Source organism: Oculatella sp. LEGE 06141 (assembly GCF_015207605.1).
In the GTDB taxonomy this organism is placed as follows: domain Bacteria; phylum Cyanobacteriota; class Cyanobacteriia; order Elainellales; family Elainellaceae; genus Oculatella.
Genome location: NZ_JADEWO010000063.1, coordinates 12,595 through 33,872 on the forward strand (window position 1 = coordinate 12,595; position 21,278 = coordinate 33,872).

Annotated in this window: 20 protein-coding genes and 1 other RNA gene; 15 read left to right on the plus strand and 6 right to left on the minus strand. The window is 51.7% G+C overall.

The genetic code is table 11. The features are described 5' to 3' along the window. Nucleotides 1-322: 322 nt before the first annotated feature. From glpK to IQ268_RS26895, 7 genes are all read left to right on the plus strand, one after another. Complete coding sequence (gene glpK, locus IQ268_RS26865; RefSeq protein ID WP_193885659.1) at nucleotides 323-1,846, plus strand: glycerol kinase GlpK; 1,524 nt, start codon at nucleotides 323-325, stop codon at nucleotides 1,844-1,846. A gap of 169 nt (nucleotides 1,847-2,015) precedes the next feature. After that, nucleotides 2,016-2,489, plus strand: a complete 474-nt coding sequence (locus IQ268_RS26870) for a 2TM domain-containing protein (RefSeq protein ID WP_193885661.1) — start codon at nucleotides 2,016-2,018, stop codon at nucleotides 2,487-2,489. Between the two features lie 144 nt (nucleotides 2,490-2,633). Next, nucleotides 2,634-2,987: a ferredoxin gene (locus IQ268_RS26875; RefSeq protein ID WP_193885663.1), complete on the plus strand. Its 354-nt coding sequence runs from the start codon at nucleotides 2,634-2,636 to the stop codon at nucleotides 2,985-2,987. Between the two features lie 151 nt (nucleotides 2,988-3,138). Then, complete coding sequence (locus IQ268_RS26880) at nucleotides 3,139-4,431, plus strand: phosphatidylserine/phosphatidylglycerophosphate/cardiolipin synthase family protein (RefSeq protein WP_193885665.1); 1,293 nt, start codon at nucleotides 3,139-3,141, stop codon at nucleotides 4,429-4,431. A 41-nt stretch (nucleotides 4,432-4,472) separates the two neighbouring features. After that, the gene (locus IQ268_RS26885) at nucleotides 4,473-4,697 is read left to right on the plus strand and encodes a DUF167 domain-containing protein (RefSeq protein ID WP_193885667.1); all 225 of its coding nucleotides are present in this window, start codon (nucleotides 4,473-4,475) and stop codon (nucleotides 4,695-4,697) included. Further along, complete coding sequence (locus IQ268_RS26890; protein WP_193885669.1) at nucleotides 4,681-4,839, plus strand: hypothetical protein; 159 nt, start codon at nucleotides 4,681-4,683, stop codon at nucleotides 4,837-4,839. The genes IQ268_RS26885 and IQ268_RS26890 overlap by 17 nt, the downstream gene beginning before the upstream one ends. Before the next feature lie 126 nt (nucleotides 4,840-4,965). Continuing rightward, the gene (locus tag IQ268_RS26895; RefSeq protein WP_193885671.1) at nucleotides 4,966-5,829 is read left to right on the plus strand and encodes a hypothetical protein; all 864 of its coding nucleotides are present in this window, start codon (nucleotides 4,966-4,968) and stop codon (nucleotides 5,827-5,829) included. A 42-nt stretch (nucleotides 5,830-5,871) separates the two neighbouring features. Here IQ268_RS26895 and IQ268_RS26900 read toward each other — a convergent pair whose 3' ends face one another. Continuing rightward, a complete protein-coding gene (locus tag IQ268_RS26900; RefSeq protein ID WP_193885673.1) occupies nucleotides 5,872-6,375 on the minus strand; it encodes a DNA recombination-mediator protein A in 504 nt (167 codons plus the stop codon). Nucleotides 6,376-6,764: 389 nt separating this feature from the next. Between IQ268_RS26900 and IQ268_RS26905 the strand changes: the two genes are divergently transcribed. The 3 genes from IQ268_RS26905 to IQ268_RS26915 all read left to right on the plus strand — a co-directional run bounded on the left by IQ268_RS26905 (nucleotide 6,765) and on the right by IQ268_RS26915 (nucleotide 10,533). Then, nucleotides 6,765-7,406 carry a hypothetical protein gene (locus IQ268_RS26905; RefSeq protein ID WP_193885675.1) on the plus strand — a complete coding sequence of 214 codons (642 nt, stop codon included), beginning with the start codon at nucleotides 6,765-6,767 and terminating at the stop codon, nucleotides 7,404-7,406. A gap of 42 nt (nucleotides 7,407-7,448) precedes the next feature. Next, a complete protein-coding gene (locus tag IQ268_RS26910; RefSeq protein ID WP_193885677.1) occupies nucleotides 7,449-8,345 on the plus strand; it encodes a pentapeptide repeat-containing protein in 897 nt (298 codons plus the stop codon). Nucleotides 8,346-8,562: 217 nt separating this feature from the next. Beyond that, nucleotides 8,563-10,533 (plus strand): chloride channel protein, encoded by a 1,971-nt coding sequence (locus tag IQ268_RS26915; protein ID WP_193885678.1) that lies wholly within the window; start codon nucleotides 8,563-8,565, stop codon nucleotides 10,531-10,533. Between the two features lie 38 nt (nucleotides 10,534-10,571). On the opposite strand, the gene IQ268_RS26920 is transcribed toward IQ268_RS26915, so the two are convergent. The 4 genes from IQ268_RS26920 to ssrS form a co-directional block, all read right to left on the minus strand. Continuing rightward, nucleotides 10,572-10,928 carry a hypothetical protein gene (locus IQ268_RS26920; protein ID WP_228035764.1) on the minus strand — a complete coding sequence of 119 codons (357 nt, stop codon included), beginning with the start codon at nucleotides 10,926-10,928 and terminating at the stop codon, nucleotides 10,572-10,574. 286 nt (nucleotides 10,929-11,214) lie between these two features. After that, a complete protein-coding gene (locus tag IQ268_RS26925; protein WP_193885679.1) occupies nucleotides 11,215-11,352 on the minus strand; it encodes a hypothetical protein in 138 nt (45 codons plus the stop codon). A 355-nt stretch (nucleotides 11,353-11,707) separates the two neighbouring features. Then, nucleotides 11,708-13,093, minus strand: a complete 1,386-nt coding sequence (gene trxB, locus IQ268_RS26930; RefSeq protein WP_193885680.1) for a thioredoxin-disulfide reductase — start codon at nucleotides 13,091-13,093, stop codon at nucleotides 11,708-11,710. A 258-nt stretch (nucleotides 13,094-13,351) separates the two neighbouring features. Further along, nucleotides 13,352-13,537: non-coding RNA, 6S RNA (gene ssrS / locus IQ268_RS26935), on the minus strand. Between the two features lie 565 nt (nucleotides 13,538-14,102). Between ssrS and hpsE (IQ268_RS26940) the strand changes: the two genes are divergently transcribed. The 5 genes from hpsE (IQ268_RS26940) (at nucleotide 14,103) to IQ268_RS33115 (ending at nucleotide 19,592) form a co-directional block, all read left to right on the plus strand. Further along, nucleotides 14,103-15,089, plus strand: a complete 987-nt coding sequence (gene hpsE, locus IQ268_RS26940) for a hormogonium polysaccharide biosynthesis glycosyltransferase HpsE (protein WP_193885681.1) — start codon at nucleotides 14,103-14,105, stop codon at nucleotides 15,087-15,089. Between the two features lie 4 nt (nucleotides 15,090-15,093). Then, nucleotides 15,094-16,098 carry a hormogonium polysaccharide biosynthesis glycosyltransferase HpsE gene (hpsE, locus tag IQ268_RS26945; protein WP_193885682.1) on the plus strand — a complete coding sequence of 335 codons (1,005 nt, stop codon included), beginning with the start codon at nucleotides 15,094-15,096 and terminating at the stop codon, nucleotides 16,096-16,098. Further along, entirely contained in the window at nucleotides 16,095-17,768 is a 1,674-nt protein-coding gene (locus IQ268_RS26950) for an alkaline phosphatase family protein (RefSeq protein ID WP_193885689.1), read from the plus strand. The genes hpsE (IQ268_RS26945) and IQ268_RS26950 overlap by 4 nt, the downstream gene beginning before the upstream one ends. A gap of 66 nt (nucleotides 17,769-17,834) precedes the next feature. After that, nucleotides 17,835-18,665, plus strand: coding sequence for a hypothetical protein (locus IQ268_RS26955; RefSeq protein ID WP_193885691.1), 831 nt, complete (start codon nucleotides 17,835-17,837; stop codon nucleotides 18,663-18,665). Between the two features lie 138 nt (nucleotides 18,666-18,803). Next, a complete protein-coding gene (locus IQ268_RS33115; RefSeq protein ID WP_305082390.1) occupies nucleotides 18,804-19,592 on the plus strand; it encodes an acyltransferase in 789 nt (262 codons plus the stop codon). On the opposite strand, the gene IQ268_RS26965 is transcribed toward IQ268_RS33115, so the two are convergent. Beyond that, nucleotides 19,567-21,278, minus strand: a 1,712-nt coding sequence (locus IQ268_RS26965; protein ID WP_228035765.1) for an SGNH/GDSL hydrolase family protein, incomplete at its 5' end; no start/stop codon positions are given. The genes IQ268_RS33115 and IQ268_RS26965 overlap by 26 nt on opposite strands.

Genomic DNA, 21,278 nt, shown 5'->3' on the forward strand with positions numbered 1-21,278 from the left:
AAATTTTAGTCGAATGGCACTGAAATAAAGCTGTGCCATTAGTATAGACTGGGCTTCGACTACGCTCAGCCCTCGTTGGTGAGGGCTGAGCGTAGTCGAAGCCCGGAATGAAAGCACTTATTTCAGTGCCATTCAATTTTAGTCTTTTTTTCAGTCTAAAAAAATCTTTGTGTTTTGATAGCACAGTAGGGCGATGCCCATTGCTAACCTGCTGATTTCGATCAAGACCGATCAAGATAGAGAGCGATAACGTCCGGTGCTGCCCACGCGCTTCTAATAGCCGTATCGCGGTTTAAATCCTGTTTTTTGTACTTTTTGTACTATGGTTGTCAATTTTTCTAAATACATCATGGCGCTTGATTTGGGCACCACCGGAAATCGAGCCATTCTGTTTAATTCGGATGGTGATGTTGTTGCCCAGGCTTACAAGGAACTAACCCAGTACTATCCTCAACCGGGTTGGGTAGAACATGATCCGCGTGAGATCTGGCAAGATACCCAATGGGCAATGCAAACAGTGATGCAAAAGGGGCAGATCGAACCGACCCAAATTGCGGCGATCGGCCTCACTGTGCAGCGGGAAACCTGCCTGCTGTGGGACAAAACCACAGGTCGTCCACTTTACAACGCGATCGTTTGGCAAGACCGCCGCACTGCCCCCCTCTGCAATCGCCTGCGTGATGCTGGCTATGCCGATGAGGTTAATCAGCGAACCGGGCTGGTGCTGGATGCGTATTTCTCGGCAACAAAGCTGGCCTGGCTACTAGAGCGCATTCAACAACAGAACGATCCATTAATAGATTTAGACAACATTCTGGCGGGCACCATCGACACGTGGGTACTGTGGAATTTAACGGGCCGAACGGTTCACGCTACAGACGACAGCAATGCCAGCCGTACCATGTTATTGAATCTGGAATCGCGGCAGTGGGACAGCACGCTGCTGGATCTATTCACGATTCCAGCGTCTTTGATGCCGCAGATCCAGCCGAGTCTGGGTTCTTTTGGGTTTACCGACCCGGCATTACTTGGCGCTGAGATTCCAATTACTGCGATTTTGGGCGACCAGCAAGCGGCTCTGTTTGCCCACGGTTGCGATCGCCCCGGCTTACTGAAATGCACCTATGGAACGGGCTGCTTTTTAGTGGCTCATACCGGAGCAGAGATCGCTCGATCGCACAATCGCTTACTTTCTACCGTGGCCTGGACTGAGGCACAACCGTCTGGCTTGTCGAAGGTGGGGTATGCCCTGGAAGGCAGCATGTTTACGGCAGGGGCGTGCATTCAGTGGTTGCGAGATGGTATCAAGCTCATTACCGCCGCTGCCGATAGCGGAGACATGGCCGCTCGTGTGCCCGATAACGGCGGTGTTTTCTTTGTCCCTGCCCTCAGCGGCTTAGGGGCACCCCATTGGGATATGAGCGCCCGTGGCACCTATATCGGCATTACCGCAGGTGTGCAGCGAGAACACATGGTTCGCGCCGTATTGGAATCGATCGCCTATCAAGTCAAGGAAGTGGTAGATGCCATCAATGAAGACAGCGGCACCCCGATTGCGTTGCTCAAGGTTGATGGAGGCGCTTGCCAGAGCGACTTTTTGATGCAATTTCAAGCCGATGCCCTGGGGGTTCCCATCGAACGTCCGGTGGTGCTAGATGCCACGGCTCAAGGGGCTGCCTTTGCGGCAGGGTTGGCGGTTGGCTTCTGGCAAGATTACACTGCCCTGGTGAGTCGTCGTCAAATCGATCGCATCTTTGAACCCAGTGACCATGCTGCGGTTGTGCAGACCCAGTTTGCCACCTGGCAAAAAGCAGTAGCGCGAGCAAAGCACTGGGCAGACGAGTAAGAGATTGGCACACTCCTGCTGAGGGTTAAAGTTGGGCAAAGCCGTGCATAAAGAATTATGAAGAGATTTGAACTTCAGCCGAGTCTCTTACTTTCTGCTAACACAGTTGAGCTAAATATTTCGTATAACGGAAATAGCAGAACCGATGCCCTAGCTCCCAGACATCCTAATGTTCAACTCTTATCGTCAAGAAGACGTTCACCAAATTTTGCAGTTGGCGATCGCCCGTCAGGTTGAGTCGGACGAGTTAACTCGCACCCAACTGATGGAAATTGCCGCAGAATTAGGCATTTCGCCCACCGATTTGCACCTGGCTGAGCAAGAATGGCTGTCTCAACGGGGAGAGCTAAAGGAGCGAGACACGTTTATTCAAATGCGGCGCGGCAAGGTAAAACAGCACGCCACTCGTTATGCGATCGTCAACACCTTTTTGGTTTTAACTGATTTAGCCATCAGTGGCGGTTTGGGTTGGTCGCTTTATGTTCTCTTGCCGTGGGGGTTAGGGTTAGCCCTCAATGCCTGGAAAGGCTACCAAACCAGGGGCGAAGATTATGAATACGCGTTTCAAAAGTGGCGGCGGCAACGTCAGATTAAGCAATCGGTTGATACGTTGATTAGTCGCGTCCTGAAGGCGATCGCCTGAGCAAAATCTACTTACAACCCTGTTTGCCGGAGTTGAAGAAGAACAATCAGCCAATGGGTTCTAGCCATTGTTGTTTCACCAGGTCGCCGGGTACATTAAACTAAAACCGGGATTTGCTTAATTACTGTAACCTGGCTCGAAACCTTGAATTCACCTCTACCTGGCTCTGCACCGCTCAAACGTCGATGCGTTTTAGTTTGTCAGCATCGTTCTTGTTTAAGAAATGGTTCTGAAGCGGTTTTGGTAGCGTTTCGGCAGGCGAGCGCTCCAGGTCTGTTTGTGAACGGCAGTGATTGCATGGGTCAATGCACCGCTGGCCCAACCGTCAGAGTAATGCCCGATGGCACCTGGTATTGCCGCATTCAACCACAGGACGTGCCAACCATTGTTGAACAGCATTTACAGGCGGGCAACCCAGTTGAAGCCTTGATGCATCCGCGTTTCCATCCCCGTCAAGATGCTTTTTCTATGCAGCAGGAAGACGAAGAGACGACGTAAGCGCTAACTGTGTGGCTAAACGTGCGGCTGATTGGCTCTCTTGCTCAAGATAGATGTTGTTTGGCGATCGCTCCTCTAGCATCCTTTTGGAGATTTGCAGACAGGCAGAAAAGCATAGCCTGAAGGCAATAAGGCGATCGAGGAGAACAGCATGGTGGCATGGCAGCTTTGGCTGGGATGGTTGGGTGGAATCATCCTCGCTACTATTCTGGCTGTCTTACTAGTGGTTTATATTCGAGGCGGGTTTCGCCGCAAAATTCAATACAAGATGCGAAATGTTCCAGGCCCAGAGGAACCGCATTTTTTTCGCGCCTTAGTCGGACTGGCAACGTCAATTCCGACGCAAACCTATCCAACTGATTTTTTTGTGGAAGCTGATGCTATCTATGCGGCGCGTCAGCAAGCGATTCGAGAGGCAGAGCGATCGATTCATTTTGAAACCTTTTACATGACACCAGGCCGACGAGCTGACGAGTTTGCCATTGCCCTAATGGAACGTGCCCGGTCTGGCGTGAGTGTGCAGGTAGTGGCCGATGAGCATGGAGCCAAAGCCATGCCCACTCGCTACTGGCAGCAATTGCGATCGGCTGGAGTTGAAGTCGGTTTCTTTCGCAGCTTCGATTGGAAAGCCCCCCTGGACTACCACTTGCGAACGCACCGCAAAATGCTGTTAATTGATGGCAGAGTAGCTTTAATTGGGGGAGCCGGGGTTTCAGATGAATGGGATGGCAAAGGCAAGCTAACCAAGAGCCAAACCCCCTGGCGAGATTTTGAGGTGCGCTATGAGGGGGCGATCGTCAATGTCCTGGAAGGCGTGTTCATGGAGAATTGGGCGAACTCCGGGCAAACCTTAGATCTCAGCCCTGCTATTTTTGAGGAATTTCGCGACGGTGGCAAGCCTGCGTTTGTAACAACCGGCAATTTTTCGCTAGACGATTCATCTCCGCGAATCTTGTACCATACCTGCATCGAAGCGGCCAAACAGCGAATCTGGGTGGCTAGCCCTTACTTTGTACCGGATCGATACACGCAGGATGTTTTAATGGCGGCTAGCCAGCGAGGGGTTGACGTTCGCGTTTTAACGATGGGCGTGCTAAATGATAAACCCATTGTGTACCACACCGCCAGAGAGCTATATCACCGAATGTTGCTCAAGGGGGTCGGCATTTATGAATATCAACCCAGTATGCTCCATGCCAAAGTGCTGTTTGTAGACGGTCGCTGGATTAGCCACGGCAGCACCAATTTAGATCAACGCAGCTTCTTTCAAAATGATGAAATGAATGTTTCGACCAATGATGCCAATCTGGTGCAGTGGATTGAACAATTTCTGACGGAATCGTTTGCCAATAGCCGCCACATAACCCTTGAGGAGTGGCAGCGGCGATCGCTATTAGAGAAAATTAGAGGCAAGGTAGGACTACTGTTTCGACAGCTTTTTTAGCCAGCGTTTTATCCCATTCGTCACCAGGTTTGGCAGGAGTTATGAAGGTGTTGCGGGTAAAGGTCAAGCCTAATTCTAAAAGTCAAATCATTAAAACGGAGGAAGACGGCAGTTTGCTGATTCATCTCAAATCGCCTCCGGTCGAGGGCAAAGCCAACACCGAACTGATTAAGTTGCTGGCTAAAACCTATGGAGTGACTCAATCTAGCATTCGCATTAAAGCGGGACAGAGTTCCAAGCGAAAGCTCATTGAAATTGATACCTGAATCGCGGCGGGCAGGAAGCGAGCAGCGGCAGCAGGGGATGGCGATCGCGGAGCATTCGGTAGATAATGTCTCGGTTGTTCCAGCTATCCTGATTCGAATGCTTCGCCCCTACACCTACCGGACAATTAAATCAGACTTTTAAAACATCCTCCCTCTTAGAGAACGGCTAAAGAATGATTGGTAACAATTTGCGGTTAGAATAGCGACTTCGCCTAGTATTCTTTTAGAGCAACGGCAAGACATTTACGATTAACTAAAGGTCAGTATTGTGACACAGGCTTCTTCACAGTGGCAGCACTGGATCAACTCCATTCAGCACGGTCGATTGCCAATGACGACTACGTCGATCGCTCAAAGGCTAAAACGGTTGAAGAATTCCCGTCAGTTGATGCTGAGTCTTGCCTTTTTGGTTGTGCTGCTGTGGAACTGGAAGCTAGTGTTGGCAAGCGGTGTGGGAATATTTGCCGCGATCGCCGCCTATTTCATCCAACAGGGAGATTGGCGCTTCTTTGGGGTGAACTGGGACAAGCTCTGGAACCAGGTCAACCGCCAACTGATGGTAGCCGTTAGCAGCGGTGGCCTTGCTGCACTCAGCACGTATATAGCGATCGCCGTTTGGACCGAAACAGATGCCCACGGGTTAGCGGCGGCCATCCTGTTGCAAGGACTAGGTATTCTGGCTATTTTGCTGCTGGTTTGGCAACAGCGCACTTCGCCTGTTGATGTTGCCTCGGATGACTACTACCCGATGCTGAATGCTCTTACGGATTCCGATCCGTTAAAGCGGCTGATTGCAATTCGCCAAATTACCGATCGCTTAACGGTAGAGCAAGCCAGTGTGTTGTCGGCAACGACTGCCAGTTCCAGGTTTAATCAAGCCTCGTTTCAGCGACACTACAGTGAACACCAAAGGGTGCGATCGCACGTGGTTGACTGCTTTCGGCTGATGATCGATCGCGAAACCGAGCCAACCGTCTGCAATGCTTTACTGGATGGCCTGCACCGCTTAAGCCCCAAACGTCAGCTTGGGCGGGGACAGCAACCCGCTTTATCCATTGCGGCAGCTAGCCTGAAACAGCCTGCTATCAAACTGCGGCGACAGACCGTTAAAGATGAATCATTGCTGCATTAGATGGGGCAAAAAGGACGCGATCGCGCCTGGTTAAAGCAGACTTTAATCAAAGTAAAACAGAGTGACTAACCGTCGCTGGTCTTCGGCCTCGTGGCAGGTTCGCAGCAATGTATGGCTATCGTGAAAGGCAAAACAGATGAGCTGCTGACACCGCGACACAATTTCTTGATTACACAGTGAGCTAGCTTCTGCCAAAGAGAGGCTATCGTTCGTTGGATTCTCAACCAGGTGCATGACCTGTTCGAGCTGCTCACGCGACTCGCGCGGCTGGCGCTCAAGGCTCTGGGGCAAAATGACCGTCAACAAATTTGGATCACCTCGCATTGCGCCCCGAATAACCGCAGAATTCGTTCCAGTAGCACCAGATGTCAAAATGCGATTGCCCGATAGCACTAAGGCGTAGGTCATCAATTCAATTAAAACTTGATGGGTGATGGGTACGTGTCGAGAACCCAACATCGCAATTCGCTTCGATCCAGTTTGCTGAATCGTCGCTAGTTCTTGTAGAAACTCATCTACCTTGGGCAGATCCACTGATTGACTCAAAGACGATCTCTGGCGTAAACAACCTCGCTATTCTAGCAGGTGTTTGGGGTGCAAGCGCATGAGATCCGTTGGATGACTCCACAAAAGAAGCCCCCTGGTCTTCACCAGGAGGCAAGCTGTATACCATCATCCGTAAGGGTATTCATTTAACTACTTCAATTTCTTTTGGGTGCATTACTTAAACTGGAAAGCAAATTTGAGTAAAAGCAGGGTTGGGTTCGGCTCTGGATCAAGCCGCCTGTTTCTGTTCAACGGTTGAGGCGCTTTGTGTCATGTGGCTCTAGCCGTTTGAGCAGATGCTAACGATTTGCCCTAAGCGGGTAAATAGCACGGTAAACTCAAGTGTTGCGGCTTCATTAGCTTCACCTAACCCTATGGAGATTTGAGCGTTGGGAATTGAACTTCGCAGTTATGTGTATCTAGACAGCTTGCAACCTCAGCACGCCGCATATTTGGGAACGGTAGCCCTTGGTTTTTTACCGCTACCGGGCGATACATCGCTGTGGATCGAGATATCACCTGGGATTGAAATCAATCGGCTGACCGATATTGCCGTCAAGGCAGCGGCAGTGCGTCCGGGGGTACAGGTGGTTGAGCGGCTGTATGGATTGTTAGAAATTCACTCCAGTCGGCAGGGGGAAACTCGGGCATCCGGCCAAGCTATTCTGGATGCGATCGGGGTACGCCAGAACGAATGCCTCAAGCCTCGAATTATTTCTAGCCAAATTATTCGCAATGTCGATCCTCACCATACTCAACTGATTAACCGCACCCGGCGTGGGCAAATGTTGTTGGCTAGCCAAACCCTGTATGTGCTAGAGGTAGAACCAGCAGCCTATGCAGCCCTGGCCGCTAATGAATCTGAAAAAGCCGCTTTAATTAACATCCTGGATGTTAATGCGGTCGGCAGCTTTGGGCGATTGTATTTAGGGGGCGAAGAACGGGATATTTTGGCGGCATCTAAAGCGGCGATCGCCGCCATTGAAAACATTATTGGCCGTCATAACCAGTCAGCCGATCGCAAAGAGTAACCAGCACTACTGTTGTAGAGCCAGAGCCGAGGAATAGTCTTGATGGCAAACCTAGAGCACCTAACCCTGTTGCGGCAAGGAGAAATCCGCTGGGGGCAGTGGCGGAACAACAACCTGCAAACCGAGCCAGATTTGAGCCATGCAGACCTGAGCGGCTTTTATTTCCGTGGATCTGATTTGCGGGGCGTTAACTTTCGCGGAGCCGATCTAACCGCAACCAAACTGGTGGCGGCAGATTTGAGCCATGCCATCCTTAACAACGCCAGCCTGCACAGGGCCGAGCTGATCGACGCGACGCTGATTCACGCCGAATTGGTTGTGACCAATCTGCGGGAAGCCAACCTGCGCGGAGCCAACCTCAGCTATGCCAATTTAATTGGTGCCGATTTAAGGAACACCACTTTTCAGGAGGCTGACCTTTGCCATGCCAATTTAATTGGCACCGTATTACGCGGAGCCGATTTACGAGACGCTGACCTGAGCATGGCTCAACTGGTGAAGGCCAATCTCAGCGAAGCCGCTCTTTTGGCAGCAGATTTGAGCCACACGAACCTGGCTGATGCGAACCTCAGCGAAGCCGATTTAAGCAGTGCCGATCTTCATCGATCGCACTGTGACCACGCCAACTTTAGCCACGCTAACCTGACAGGGGTGCACGCTAGCCACGCTCGTTTCGTTGCAGCTAACTTCAGCAATGCCAGCCTGCGCTGGGCGATTTGGATAAAAGCCGATCTGAGCGGAGCGAACCTGAGCGGAGCGAACCTGAGTGGAGCCAACTTTAAATCCGCCAACCTGAGTGGCGTCAATTTTGCTGGAGCCAACATCCACAATGCTAAGTTTCACAGAGCTAACCTGACAGGTGCGAATCTCGACGGAACCTCTCTAGACACGGCCAGCTTTCGGGGCGCACGGATGCCCGATGGCTCTGTGCACGCTTAAGTTCCTGCTAACTTTTCGCTACTCGTTAAGAATCTTGGGTACGAACCGCACAGTATCTATCAGAATATAGGTAGAGTTGCGCTGCATTGGAAAACTGTTCCGGTTCTTCTAGTTGGCTCTGTCGCCAGAACCCCATTGAAGGTGACTTGGCGTGGGGTCTAATTTTTTATAGTAAATCGTCAACTTACTCTCACTTTCTGCTCTTTACTCTCCTCGAATGACACTTACCCCTACATCCAAGGGGCTGATGCAACCGCAGTCATCGGCTCCTGGTGAGTCTGCCTCGCGTGTTACTCATTGGCTCAATCGTCTACAACCATCACCACAAACGGTCGTCCTGCTGCTAGCAGTTGTGATTGGCAGTTGTGCTGGCATGGGGGTGGTTGTCTTTCGATCGCTCATTCATCTAATTCACTTTGTCATGTTGGCAGAGGTGGCGGGTCGCCTCTCCGTCTGGGGACATTGGACGCTGGCACTCATTCCTTTGATTGGCGGCATGGTTGTGGGGGCAATGCGTTGGCGCTTACGCGATTTAGGGCCGGGACTAAACGCGCTGATTGAAACTGTCCAGGGAGGGCGCGAACTGGCACCGCTTCGACCAATTAGCAAAATGGTTGCCGCTTCCATTTCGTTAGGCAGTGGAGCTTCGCTGGGGCCGGAAGGGCCAAGTGTGGAAATTGGTGCCAACTTCAGTTTGCTGCTGGGTCAGGTGTTACAGGTTTCCCAGGAACGGCAGCGTCTGCTGTTGAGTGCGGGAGCCGCCGCTGGCTTAGCTGCCGGATTTAATGCCCCGATCGCAGGGGTCTTTTTTGCGCTAGAGGTCGTTCTAGGGACAACGTTTGCCGCGTCAGCTGTCAGTATTGTGCTACTGGCCTCTGTGGTTGCAGCCTGGATTGCTCAAATTGGTTTAGGTGCCCAACCTGCCTTTGCCTTACCGGCCTATGAGGTTCGCAGTCTTTTAGAACTACCGCTATATGTTGGTTTGGGGCTACTAGCCAGTCTCGTTTCGTTGCTCTATATTCGCTCTCTAGGGCTGGCACAGCGCTGCTTTCGGGGGCAAGTGGCTGGGTTTCATTGGCTTGGCAACATTCCGCGATCGCTGCATCCAGTCATTGGCGGCGCGTGTGTTGGGATTGTGGCTCTCACTCTGCCCCAAATTTTGGGAGTTGGCTACGAAACAATCGAGTCGATCTTGCAGGATGTCCAGTTTTCTCTGGCATTGGTGATTGCGTTACTCGCCGTCAAACTGGCGATGGCTGCCATTAGCTACGGCAGCGGTTTTGTTGGCGGTATCTTTGCCCCTGCTCTCTTTTTAGGTGCAGCGTTAGGATCAACCTACGGCAAAGTGTTGGCGATCGTTCTACCCATGTCGCAGGAGTATATGGCATCGCCTCCAGCCTATGCCATGGTGGGTATGGCTGCCGTACTAGCCGCTAGCGTCCGGGCACCGCTGACCTCCATTTTGCTGTTGTTTGAATTAACGCGAGACTATCGGATTGTGTTGCCGCTGATGGCCGCCGTTGGGCTAAGCAGTTGGTTAATTGAATGGTTGCAGCCGCGATCGGGCACCGATGAGAACCGCGACCAGGACTCTAAACCATCCCCACCCCTGATCACAGAAACCTTGCCCCCAGAGACATTACCCCCAGAGACACTGCCAGTCTTAACGGTGGCGGAGGTCATGCATTCCTCACCGCTCAAGTTGTCAGCCAGCCTTTCTTTAGGAGAAGTGGGTTGGATCTTGATTGACCAGCGATGTCGCAGCACGCTGATTGTAGAAGCCGATCAGGGTCTCGTTGGCATTGTGACTCTTCAAGACGTGAATCGGTTGATGATCAAGGCCGAGAACAGCTCAGACGGTTGGGAACTACTGGCTCAGCCAATTCGCCAACTCTGTACGGTAGAGGTGCTGTACGCCTATGAGGATGAACTGTTAAGCGAAGCCGTTGCACGCATGGCCGCCCGTGGCTTGCAGCAATTACCTGTCGTCACCCGTGAGGACTCTCCTAAAGTAGTGGGGCTACTGACGCAAGAGGATATCTCCCTGGCGCAGACCCTGACCCGTACCCGAGAAATGCTGCATCCGTACCAGCCAACATTGCTACCCGATCTTGCCCCAGCCCAAACGGTGGAACCGACAACAGTAGAACGGACTGAACAAAGTTCACCAACGGCATTGTCCCTGTAAGAACGGCCCCTTTCAACCCGTTCAAACGGAGACGGCAACTAGGGTAACAGGAACGGAAAAACGGATCGAATCGCCCGACGCAGGTACAGCAGCCGGATGACTTCGGCTATATCCCGCGATACGGGAGGACGAAATTCGTCCTGTCTGGTCTCAAACTCAGCTTGCAGTTCAGCATATTCTGCTGCCGTTAAGGGTGAGCCATCCAAAGGCGATCGCGCCTCTGTAATAATTTCAGTACGCAGCACTTCTTCAGGAAGGTCGTCTACAGGCGGGAGCGCAGAGGCGGGTGCGATCGCCATACTCGCCAGAGCGCAGCCAACAGCCAGCATAGCGTGCGGTAAAAATGGATGTCGTTTCATGAGCAAGCTAGAGCCACTCAGCAACGAGAAAGACATACGACCTCTCCAGAGCGCCAGTACCCTGATTTTGACGGATGGTTTAATACGAACCCAATCTTACTCAGTAACTTTAAACAAATAGCCTAAATAAATAGCTTACAGAAGTTTATAACAACGACAAACTGAAGCAGATGGCCGTCCTAGGTTACCCCATTAAACTTCTGTAAGCAGTGACAAAGTGATAGCCAAGATTAGTGAGCATGAGCACAACTCATCATCACTTGCAGCTTGAGGCCAGCACTTTCAACATTAAGCTCCTAACGGTAGCTTTCTAAGCCTAAACCTATTGAGGAGAAGGAGATTCAGCCGGAGGAGCATCTGCTGGAGCATCTGCCGGAGGAGTTGTTTCCCCACCACCACAGGCGGTGAGAACTGCGGTCAAACCCAAAACTAAAAACAAACCAACAGCCTTTTTGTTCATACAATTACCTTTCGCAAGTTGCGACAAAAGTGAGATTTTAGCAAAGCGTCTAATCTAATTCGGTTAGAACACTTTTCTTGTAGCGGACTAGAAGCATGAATGATAGCGCTTTTTGAGATTGCTCTCAAGAGGTTTAGCGAAACTACCAGGCAATGCGTTCCTTTCTAAAGTTGAAAGCAACAAAGCACGTTTAGTGCTTCCTAATGGTTTTACCAGATTTATTGCAAATTGATAAATACTCATAAGGGAAGACCAGCAAATGGTTTGATAAATACGTTTGTATTGCAAAAAGGCGGACGAGTGAATTCACTCGTCCGCCTCGGCATTTGCGCTCAGTTACCCAGGGATGTTCAACTTAGGCAACCGGGACAGCCGCTACATGTTGCTGAATGACCTCGCGGTACTGGCTCTTTTGTTTGACCCCCTTCAACTGGTCAACCAATCCTTTGTCCTTAAAGAACTGAATGGTTGGGGTGCCCATCACACCAGCCGATTCCGCTATGTCTGGATCAGCCTCAATATCGATTTCGACATAGTGAACCTGACCTTCAAACTCATCGATCACTTTGCTCAAGATCGGCTTTAAGGTGTGGCAAGGTCCACAGGTTGGCGACGCATACTTCACAATAATCAGGCGATCGCTCTCGTGATACAGCTTCCGCAGGGCATAACCACCCACGTGGCGTGTATTAGCCACATCAAACTCTGCTTCCTGCTCCGCTTCAGTCTTTTCGGCCACCGCTTCCTTGGGTCGTTCCGAGGATTCGGTTTGATGGAATTCCTGTGCCAACCCATTAACAGAAAGCCAGCGTTCTGCCAGCATTGCCGCCATACAGCCTGTGCCAGCGGCACTAATGGCCTGCCGAAACTCGTGGTCTTGCACGTCTCCGGCAGCATATACGCCCTCAACGCTGGTTTCCACTGAACCGGGCTTAGTGACGACGTAGCCCACATCGTCTAACTCAAGTTGCCCCTTAAACAGAGAGGTGTTGGGGGTGTGGCCGATCGCATAAAACAGACCCCGAACGTGAAGTTCGCCTTCTTCGCCCGTTTCGCTGTTCTTAATTTTGACCCCTTTCAAGTGGTCGCTTTCTCCAAACACATCCAGGGTGTGAGTATTCCAGTGAACCGTAATTTTGGGGTTCTGCAACACGCGGTCTTGCATCGCTTTACTGGCACGCATTTTGTCGCCACGCACCAGCAGATGAACATGGGAGCCGTACTTGGTTAAGTAGACGGCTTCTTCTGCCGCCGAATCTCCCCCACCGATCACAGCCAGTTCGGCGTTGCGGAAAATGGGAGTAGCGCCGTCACAAATAGCACAGGCTGAAATGCCACGGCTCCAAAACTCATGCTCACAGGGCAACCCTAGCCGTCGTGCCGTAGCGCCAGTAGCAATAACAACGCTGTGCGCTCTAACTTCTCGTTCATCTGAACGAATCACAAACGGACGCTGGCTGAAATCGACATAGGTCACGTCTTCTGTAACCAGTTCAGCACCCCAGCGTACGGCCTGCTCTTTCATTCGATCCATCAACTGGGGACCAGTAATGCCCTCGGGGAACCCTGGGAAGTTCTCTACCTCCGTTGTGGTCATCAGTTGCCCACCCGGCAGCCCCCCCGCCTGGAATCCTTCAAACACAAAAGGCTTCAGGTTTGCTCGTGCGGCATAGATAGCCGCTGTATAACCTGCTGGACCGGAGCCAATGATAACTAAATTTTCTATCGTCGGGGTTGTCATAGGGAAATAGATGAACTCATAACGACTACGCTTAATATACGATAACAAACTAGCAGCATAAATTCAACGAGTCGGAGAAAAGTCTTGCAATGGTTGGTTTAAGCTCTTTAGACCTGTCGAGTTGCGATCGCCCTCAACGCCACGAGCAGTAGTCTATCTGCGCTAATACTGTGCTAGTGCGGTGCCAATACTCTGGGTCGATCAAAAATCCCCCGTCTGCCTGGTGCTAGACGAGGGATTTAAATGGCAAATGCTTGGAAGTTCCCCGCAACGCCGTCTTACCTCAGTTTTTGACCTGGAAAAAATCCAGGTTGGATTTCGTGAACTTAGTTTTAAGTTTCCGGGTACAAGCCCGGTCTACTGCCACTAAGATTCTTGAGACCCGTGTAAGTTAAGGCGTAGATCATAAAACATTATTGGCAGTCACCAACGCCGCAGTAGAACCTGTCTCTTATTTTAGCGAGTTCTAATCGGGCGATCGCAAGGGGGTACCCCAAAAAAGTCGTTAATCTTTAAAGATTGGCAACGGCATTTTGGCTTAAACCGTTATGGGAAGCAGCTTTGGCGTTTTGTTGATTCTCGCAAAAAAAGCAATCAACCTTAAAGATTGAATGAAGCAAAATCAATATGCCGTTAACATGCCCGTAGAACTCGCTAATATGCATCACAGGACGAGCTTTCTTCGTCAAATAACTCAGTAGGACTACGGAAACAAATTATTACAGTCCGTTATGCAGGATGCATTTCACAGGTAAGTTGAAATAAGACATACGGACGCGATCGCAAAACGAAACGCCAGGGTACGGTTACCGCTGAACGCTATTGCGGATTGTCTTCATTTTAACGTTCTGCTTCAGTAGTTCTACTAGCGCTGGCTCGACGTGCTATTCCCTGGCTCTGGTTTCCGTGTCGTGGCAGATCGAGAGGTTGTTTAGAAAAGCAGTCTCCAACAACTTCTGTTTAGATAGAGTTCGTTTTTTACCGCTCTCCTCCCCGCTCAACTACCTCTATGCTCGACTTCACCGTAGCCATTCCCACATACAACAGCGAAAAACGTCTGGCGGAGGTGTTGAAGCGGTTGACGCTACAGCTCCACACTGCATCTTTTTCGTGGGAAGTGATTGTGGTTGATAACAACAGCACGGATGGTACAGCACGCGTCGTTGAGGCGTATCAACGCTGCTGGCCTGCTACGGTGCCGTTACGCTACTGTCTGGAGCCAAAGCAAGGAGCCGCATTTGCCAGACAGCGAGCGGTGACGGAAGCAAAGGGCACGTTTGTTGGTTTCCTGGATGACGACAACTGGCCAACCTCAACCTGGGTTGCCGCAGCCCATGCGTTTGGGGTGTCTCATCCCCAGGCTGGGGCATTTGGTAGCCGCATTGATGGCGCGTTTGATGTGGCTCCGCCGCCCAACTTCAAGGCGATCGCCTGTTACCTTGCCATCATTCAACGCGGAACTCAGCCGCATCGCTACGAACCGCACAACAAGGTTTTGCCGCCGGGTGCGGCTCTCGTTGTGCGGCGAGAAGCATGGTTAACAGCCGTACCGTCAAGGTTGGTGTTGAACAATACCAGTAAAGCCGTTGGACTGGCCAGCGAAGATTTGGAAGCGGTGCTGCACATTCAAAAAGCAGGTTGGGAGGTTTGGCATAATCCTGCTATGCAGGTGTATCACAACATTCCGGGATGGCGATTAGAGCGAAGCTACTTGCTCTCTCTCTTTCGTTGTGTAGGGCTAAGTCGGCATCGAATTCGGATGTTGCGCCTCAATGCATGGCAACGTCCATTTGCGTTTCTGATGTATCTGGTCAACGATGTGCGTCGGCTGGCGCTGCATTGGCTGAAGTACCGCACGGTACTCCAGCATGATTTGGTGGCGGCCTGCGAAACAGAACTGCTCATCCATAGCGTCATCAGTCCTTTCTTTTTGTGGAAAAAGCAGTATTTGGAGCGATTTAGCCGTTCCGCCTCCCTGCAAATGCTACCGGAATAGACTCATGTCATCGCCTGAACTGTCCTCTGTGGTCGAGAACGTGTCCGAAGTCGGTTCGGTTGATGTCACGGTGGCAATACCGACCTACAACGGAGCATCCCGAATTGTGCCGCTGCTAGAAAAGCTGCGATCGCAACTCCAGACTGAGCAGTTTACGTGGGAAGTTCTGGTTGTAGATAACAACAGCAGCGACAACACAGCCGATCTGGTTCGTCACTATCAGTCCATGTGGAATCACTCTTACCCGCTGCGTTATTGCTTTGAGCCACAGCAGGGGCTGGCCTTCGCTCGGCAACGGGCTGTTGCGGAAGCCAGAGGGCAACTGGTTGGCTTTTTAGATGACGATACCCGTCCCGATCCCACCTGGGTAGCCGCCGCCTATGCCTTTGGTCAGACGTATCCCCAGGCCGGAGCCTATGGCGGACAAATTCACGGCGATTTTGAGGTGGCTCCGCCCCACAACTTCAAACGAATTCAGTCGTTTTTAGCCATTAAGGAACGCGGTTCGCAACCGCATCAATACCAACCGGAGCGTTTGATTTTGCCTCCCGGAGCCGGGTTGGTGGTGCGGAAACAGGCGTGGCTTAGCAGCGTTCCAGCGCGATTGGTGCGAACTGGACGCGGCGGCAACGATTTTGAAATCTCGTTGCACCTGCACAGCGGCGGTTGGCAGATTTGGTATAACCCCGACATGCACCTGTATCATCACATTCCAGCCGATCGCCTCACCACCGAGTCTCTGCTGGCGCTGATGCGTACCTCTGGGCTATGCCTCTGCCAAATTCGGATGATTGGTGCAAAACCCTGGGTAAAACCGTTTATCTGGAGCAAAACGCTGTTGGGGAATTTGCGGCGGGCTGTGCTGCATCTGTTGAAGTATCGCGGACAGCTTCGAAACGACCCGATCGCCGCCTGTGAAATGGAGTTTTTCCTCAGCGGATTTGTTAGCCCGTTTTACCTGCTGAAAGAAAGTCTGTTGGCGATGAGAACCCGTCGGAGGGTGTTATGACCAGGCCAGTTGTTGCCATTGGGTTGGATGCTGCCGATCCCATTTTGCTAGAACAGTGGATGGAGCAAGGGCATCTCAAAACCCTCAACCGTCTGCGTCAGCAGGGGGCGTATGGTCGGCTGTCTAGCGTCAACCACTACAAAGCCGAAACGCCCTGGACGGTGTTTTTAACTGGAGCCTTGCCCGAACAAACCGGGTACTGGGGCGGCATCAAGGTTAAGAATGGAACCTATGATGTTGAAAATGTGGGTGCCTATGACTTTGCCGCCTATCCCCCTTTCTATGCCCTGGGAGAAGACTACCGGGTCGCGGCAGTTGATCTGCCCAAGGGAACCCTCTCTGATGCGGTGAACGGCATTCAGGTTTTGGCCTGGGGTGCCCATTCCCCCGGAACGCCCAGCCATTCCTTACCCAACCATGTTCTGCCAGATTTGATTCGACGCTACGGTCATCATCCGGCACTGCACAAAGACCACGGTGATTGGTGGGATGACGCTTATCTCACCCGGCTGTATCGTGCCTTGCAAACGGGGATCGCTCGTCGGGCTGCAATGGGCCGCGATTTGCTGCAACAGGAAGACTGGAATCTCTTTTTAACCGTTTTTAGCGAACCCCACTCAGCCGGACATGATTTCTGGTGTTATAGCCAGCCCGATCACCCGCTTTATCCCTATGTGCAGCAGAAGCTAAAGGACATATCCGCCAATCCGCTGCTGGACATGTTTGTGGCGGTTGATGAGGCGATCGCCACTATCTTGGAATCTGCCCCAACAGATGCGGATGTGATTGTGTTTTCTGTACATGGCAGTGATCACAACACCACCGATGTGCCCAGCATGTTTTTGTTAGGAGAGTGGCTGTATCGATTCAATTTTCCGGGCAAGGCAATGATTGCCCCCGGAACAGTAGGGGCACCCGTTCCCCCGTTGCTGCTTTCTCCTAAGCGCAAGACCTGGAGTGGAGAAGTGTGGCAGCTAAAGCACGATCCCAATCCCATCCGGGCACTGCTGCGGCGATCGCTCCCCAGCAAATTCCATCCATCTATTGACCGCTATCTGGGATCTGCCCAAACTCCTGACCTGGCATCGCCTCAACAGCTCCAGGCGGCGGCTGATCCTTTCTTTTGGCAACCTGTGTCCTGGTATAAACCTTTCTGGCCGCAGATGAAAGCCTACGCGCTCCCTAGTTTTTCGGAGGGGTATATTCGGGTCAACTTGAAAGGACGAGAACCGCAAGGCCAGGTTGAGCCAGCCGATTATGAAGCGCTGTGTCAGACGCTGACCGATCATCTGCATGAACTGGTAAACCCGCGCACGGGAGCGGCTGTGGTGAAAAAGGTGGTGCGATCGCGTCAAACTCCATTGGATACCGATCCAACGTTGCCCGGAGCCGACCTGATTGTTGAATGGGACGATGTGCCAACAGACGTGATCGATAGCCCTGGTTTTGGGCGAATTGGGCCTGTTCCCTATCGCCGCACGGGGAGCCATCGGGCACGCGGCTTTTTGCTGGCTACCGGGAATGGCATCTCACCCGGAACGCAGTTGCAGCAGGGCGATATTATTGACCTTGCTCCTACCATTTTGGCTCGTATGGGTGCCCCTATTCCGTCGCGGCTAGAGGGACATCCGTTGTTGCAACCGGATGCTATGGCGATCGCGGCACCCTAGCCGCTAAACTCTCACCAACCCCTGAGCGCGTGTCGAATCCAATTTACTTGATTGAATGCTTCACCCATGAGCAGCCTCTATCCCGCTCCCCACGAACAACCCAAATCGACGCTGCGCCAGCACGTAAAGCGCCGAGCGATTGAATTTCAAGACTATGTGAGAGCGCTGACCAAACACAGCGTGCCTACTCAAAAATTCATCATTTATGGGCAGGGACGAACGGGCAGCGAGTTGCTGTGTAGCCTGCTGGATGCTCATCCGCTGATTCGGTGTGATACCGAAATTTTGTTTCACCCGGTTTTGTTTCCCAAGCTACTGATTGCTGGACGCGCTGCGGCTTGCCAGACGAGCGTTTACGGATTTAAGGTCAAAATCTACCAGCTCCAGGATGTCCAAAAATGTGATCCCAGGCTGTTTTTGTCGGAGATGGTTGAACAGGGCTGGGCGATCGTTCACATTCGTCGAGACAATATTCTGCGCCAGGGAATTTCATTGCTAACGGCGCGACAACGCAAAAAATTTCATAGCAAGTCCAAAAAGCAACCGCTTGACGCAAAAAAAGTGACGATCGACTGTAATTTGCTACTGCAACAAATGCGCGATCGCGAGGCATACCAACAGGCAGACGCTCAAGTTTTACAGGGCATACCGCATCTCACCGTTGTGTACGAAAACGACTTGTTGCAAGAACAGGATCACCAATCAACCGTTGATCGCATTTGTCAGTATTTGGATATTCCGTCGGTTGCGGTTGAAACGGCATTTGCTCGTCTCACGCCCGACCAACTGTCTGATTTAGTGGAGAACTATGATGAACTGGTTCGCGTCGTTGGTCAAAGCCAGTATGCTCACTTTTTGCAAGACGAAGGAAATTCGAGCGTATCTATCCCGATTTAATTAACCGATTGAGTTAACGTAGCTGCAATCGGCTTTCGTGCAACTATGGATCAATGGATCAATGGAGGGTACCCCTGACACGCTTATCGCATCATCTTCATTACATTTATTGTGGTTTCACTGTGGTTTCAGGTTTGAATGGCAAAGCAGGACAACAGGCCATCGGGTAGTCAGCCATCGCTAAACTCTTCGACGCAGGGGCGATCGCTCACCCCATTGCAGCGCATGTCTCGCATCGTGACTGTTTTGCTCAAAGGCATTCCTTTTTCCATCGGTATGAAACTGCGTCGCTTTCTGTATCGCAGCGTCTTTGCCCAAATGGGGACGGCGGTACAAATTGAACCCGATGTGGAGTTTGTTCGTCCCTATTTAATCAAGATTGGCGATCGGGTACAACTTTGCGCCTATGCCTATCTGGAAGTTAGCACCGAAACGGGGCAAATTTGTGTGGGTAATCGGGTGCGGCTCGATCGCGGTGTGGATATTCGCTCCCATGAATATGGAACGGTCGAGATTGGCGATCGCACGCGCATTGGTCCCTATTCTTGCCTGTCGGGTCAGATTATCAAAATCGGCAAAGACTGTCTGATTGCATCCCATGCTGGAATTTATGCCAACAATCATATTTTTGCCGATCGCCACCACAACATTAACCAACAGGGGCGAACCTACCAGGGCATTGTGATTGAAGACGACTGCTGGTTGGGCAGTGGCGTTCGCGTCATGGATGGGGTGACGATTGGCAAAGGCAGTGTTATTGGAGCAGGAGCCGTTGTCACCAAAGATATTCCGCCGTATTCGGTTGCGGTGGGTGTGCCAGCACGGGTCATTGCTCAACGCGGCAGCAAGGAGCATGAGCTAGAGCCAACCGACTTGATGCAGGTACTCATCGAGCTAGAAGCTAAGCCACAATCTCAAACTGGTTGATGCTCAGTGCGTGCCGATTGGATAGGGTGGCGATCGTCACGGCGGATTGGGGGCCAGTGCCATCCGGGTCAAACCGCAAGGTGCCGTTAGCGGTGTTGTACAAGAAATTTCCGCTGCTACCAATGGCGGATAGATTGGTGCCCCTGAGAAACACGCCGGTGGGTGAGGCTGAAGAACTGAGTGCCACACCCGCCTTCAGCCCGCCTCCAAACCCAGAGGCCGAGATTCGCAGAATGTCGTCGTTATTAAAGTCAGTAATGGTGTCCACTCCATGCGATACATTGCGATAGACGAAGGTATTTGCCCCGCCACCACCCGTGAGGATGTCGGCACCAGCTCCGCCTTCAATCACGTTATTGCCATTGTTACCTGTGATGCGATCGGCAAAGGGAGAGCCAATCACGTTTTCAACATTCGTGAGGGTGTCTTTTAATTCTTTGCTGGACACTTTCTGACGAATCGCGCTATTCCAGGCGGCGGCCTGTTTAGCATAGCCGCTGTCCGTGAGATGAATGCCATCATCTTGGCGAATGTCCGTCTTGCTGAAAATGCCGCGAGTATCAACAAACGTCAGCCTCTTCCCTGCATACTTGCTGTTGCTGAGAAGACCGGGAATCAGATCATTATATTTCGCCGCTTCCCGCGATTGGCTGGCTGCATTGGGGTGAGTACGAAGCTCTGGGTCGATCGGCGGCACCGTAGAAATAAACAGATTAATGCTAGGCGACCAGGCATAAATGCGATCGATCAACTCTTCTAGCTCCTGAAGCACTTGTTCAGCGCTGTTGTTTTGTCCCAGGAAGTCGTTGGTTCCTGCCATCAGCAAAACAATGTCAGGCTTGGCGGCATTCAGCCAATTTGTCACATTGGGCAGAATTTCTCCAGAGGTGCCGTTTCCTTTGATGGCAAATCCACCGTGCCCCTGATGGTCTTTATCGAACGAGATGGCGGATGGACCATCAGCCAGACTACCAACAAAATCAATACTAAAGTTGTTGGCTCTTAGCGATTGCCACAGGTCATCGCGATACCCCGTGTTTCGAGAAGGGCTGCCAGAGGGTTCGCTGCCGCGCGTGTTGGAGTCTCCCAGCGGCATTATTCGAATAGGTCGAGTTGCGGTGCCCGTTGTTAAGTCCACCACCACACCGTTACTGGCTGTTGCATAGCTAACGGTGTCATTGCCATTGCCGCCATCAATGATGTTAAACCCGGTGCCGCCATTCAGTAGATCATTGCCATTGCCACCGCGCAACGTGTCATTTCCGGCAAACCCGTTGATGATGGTGTCTACATTCTCAGCAGTGAGTGTGTCCTGATTGTTCGTCCCCTTGAGGACTGCAAAACGAGTTAAGGTTCCACCTGCTACAGGTTTACCTGTTGTGTCTTTGACTTGACCATTCACCAACGAGAGGACGTAGGTGCCATTAGCGGCCTGGCTCCAGTTTCCTCCGGGTGCAGCAATTTGGTAGATGGCCGTTACCGTAGAACCGTTACCGTTTGCTCCAACGAAGGTTGCTAATTGGCTAAAGTCGTTGGGGCCTGTGATGCGGATGTTGTTGCCATTCAAGGTAGACGGATCGATCGCACCATCATCGGTGTACGTCACACTGAAAACATAATCCGAATCGGTCACGGTCTTGGCGGAGATCGTTGCCGTGGGATCAAGGTTAGGAGCGGGAGTGGGAG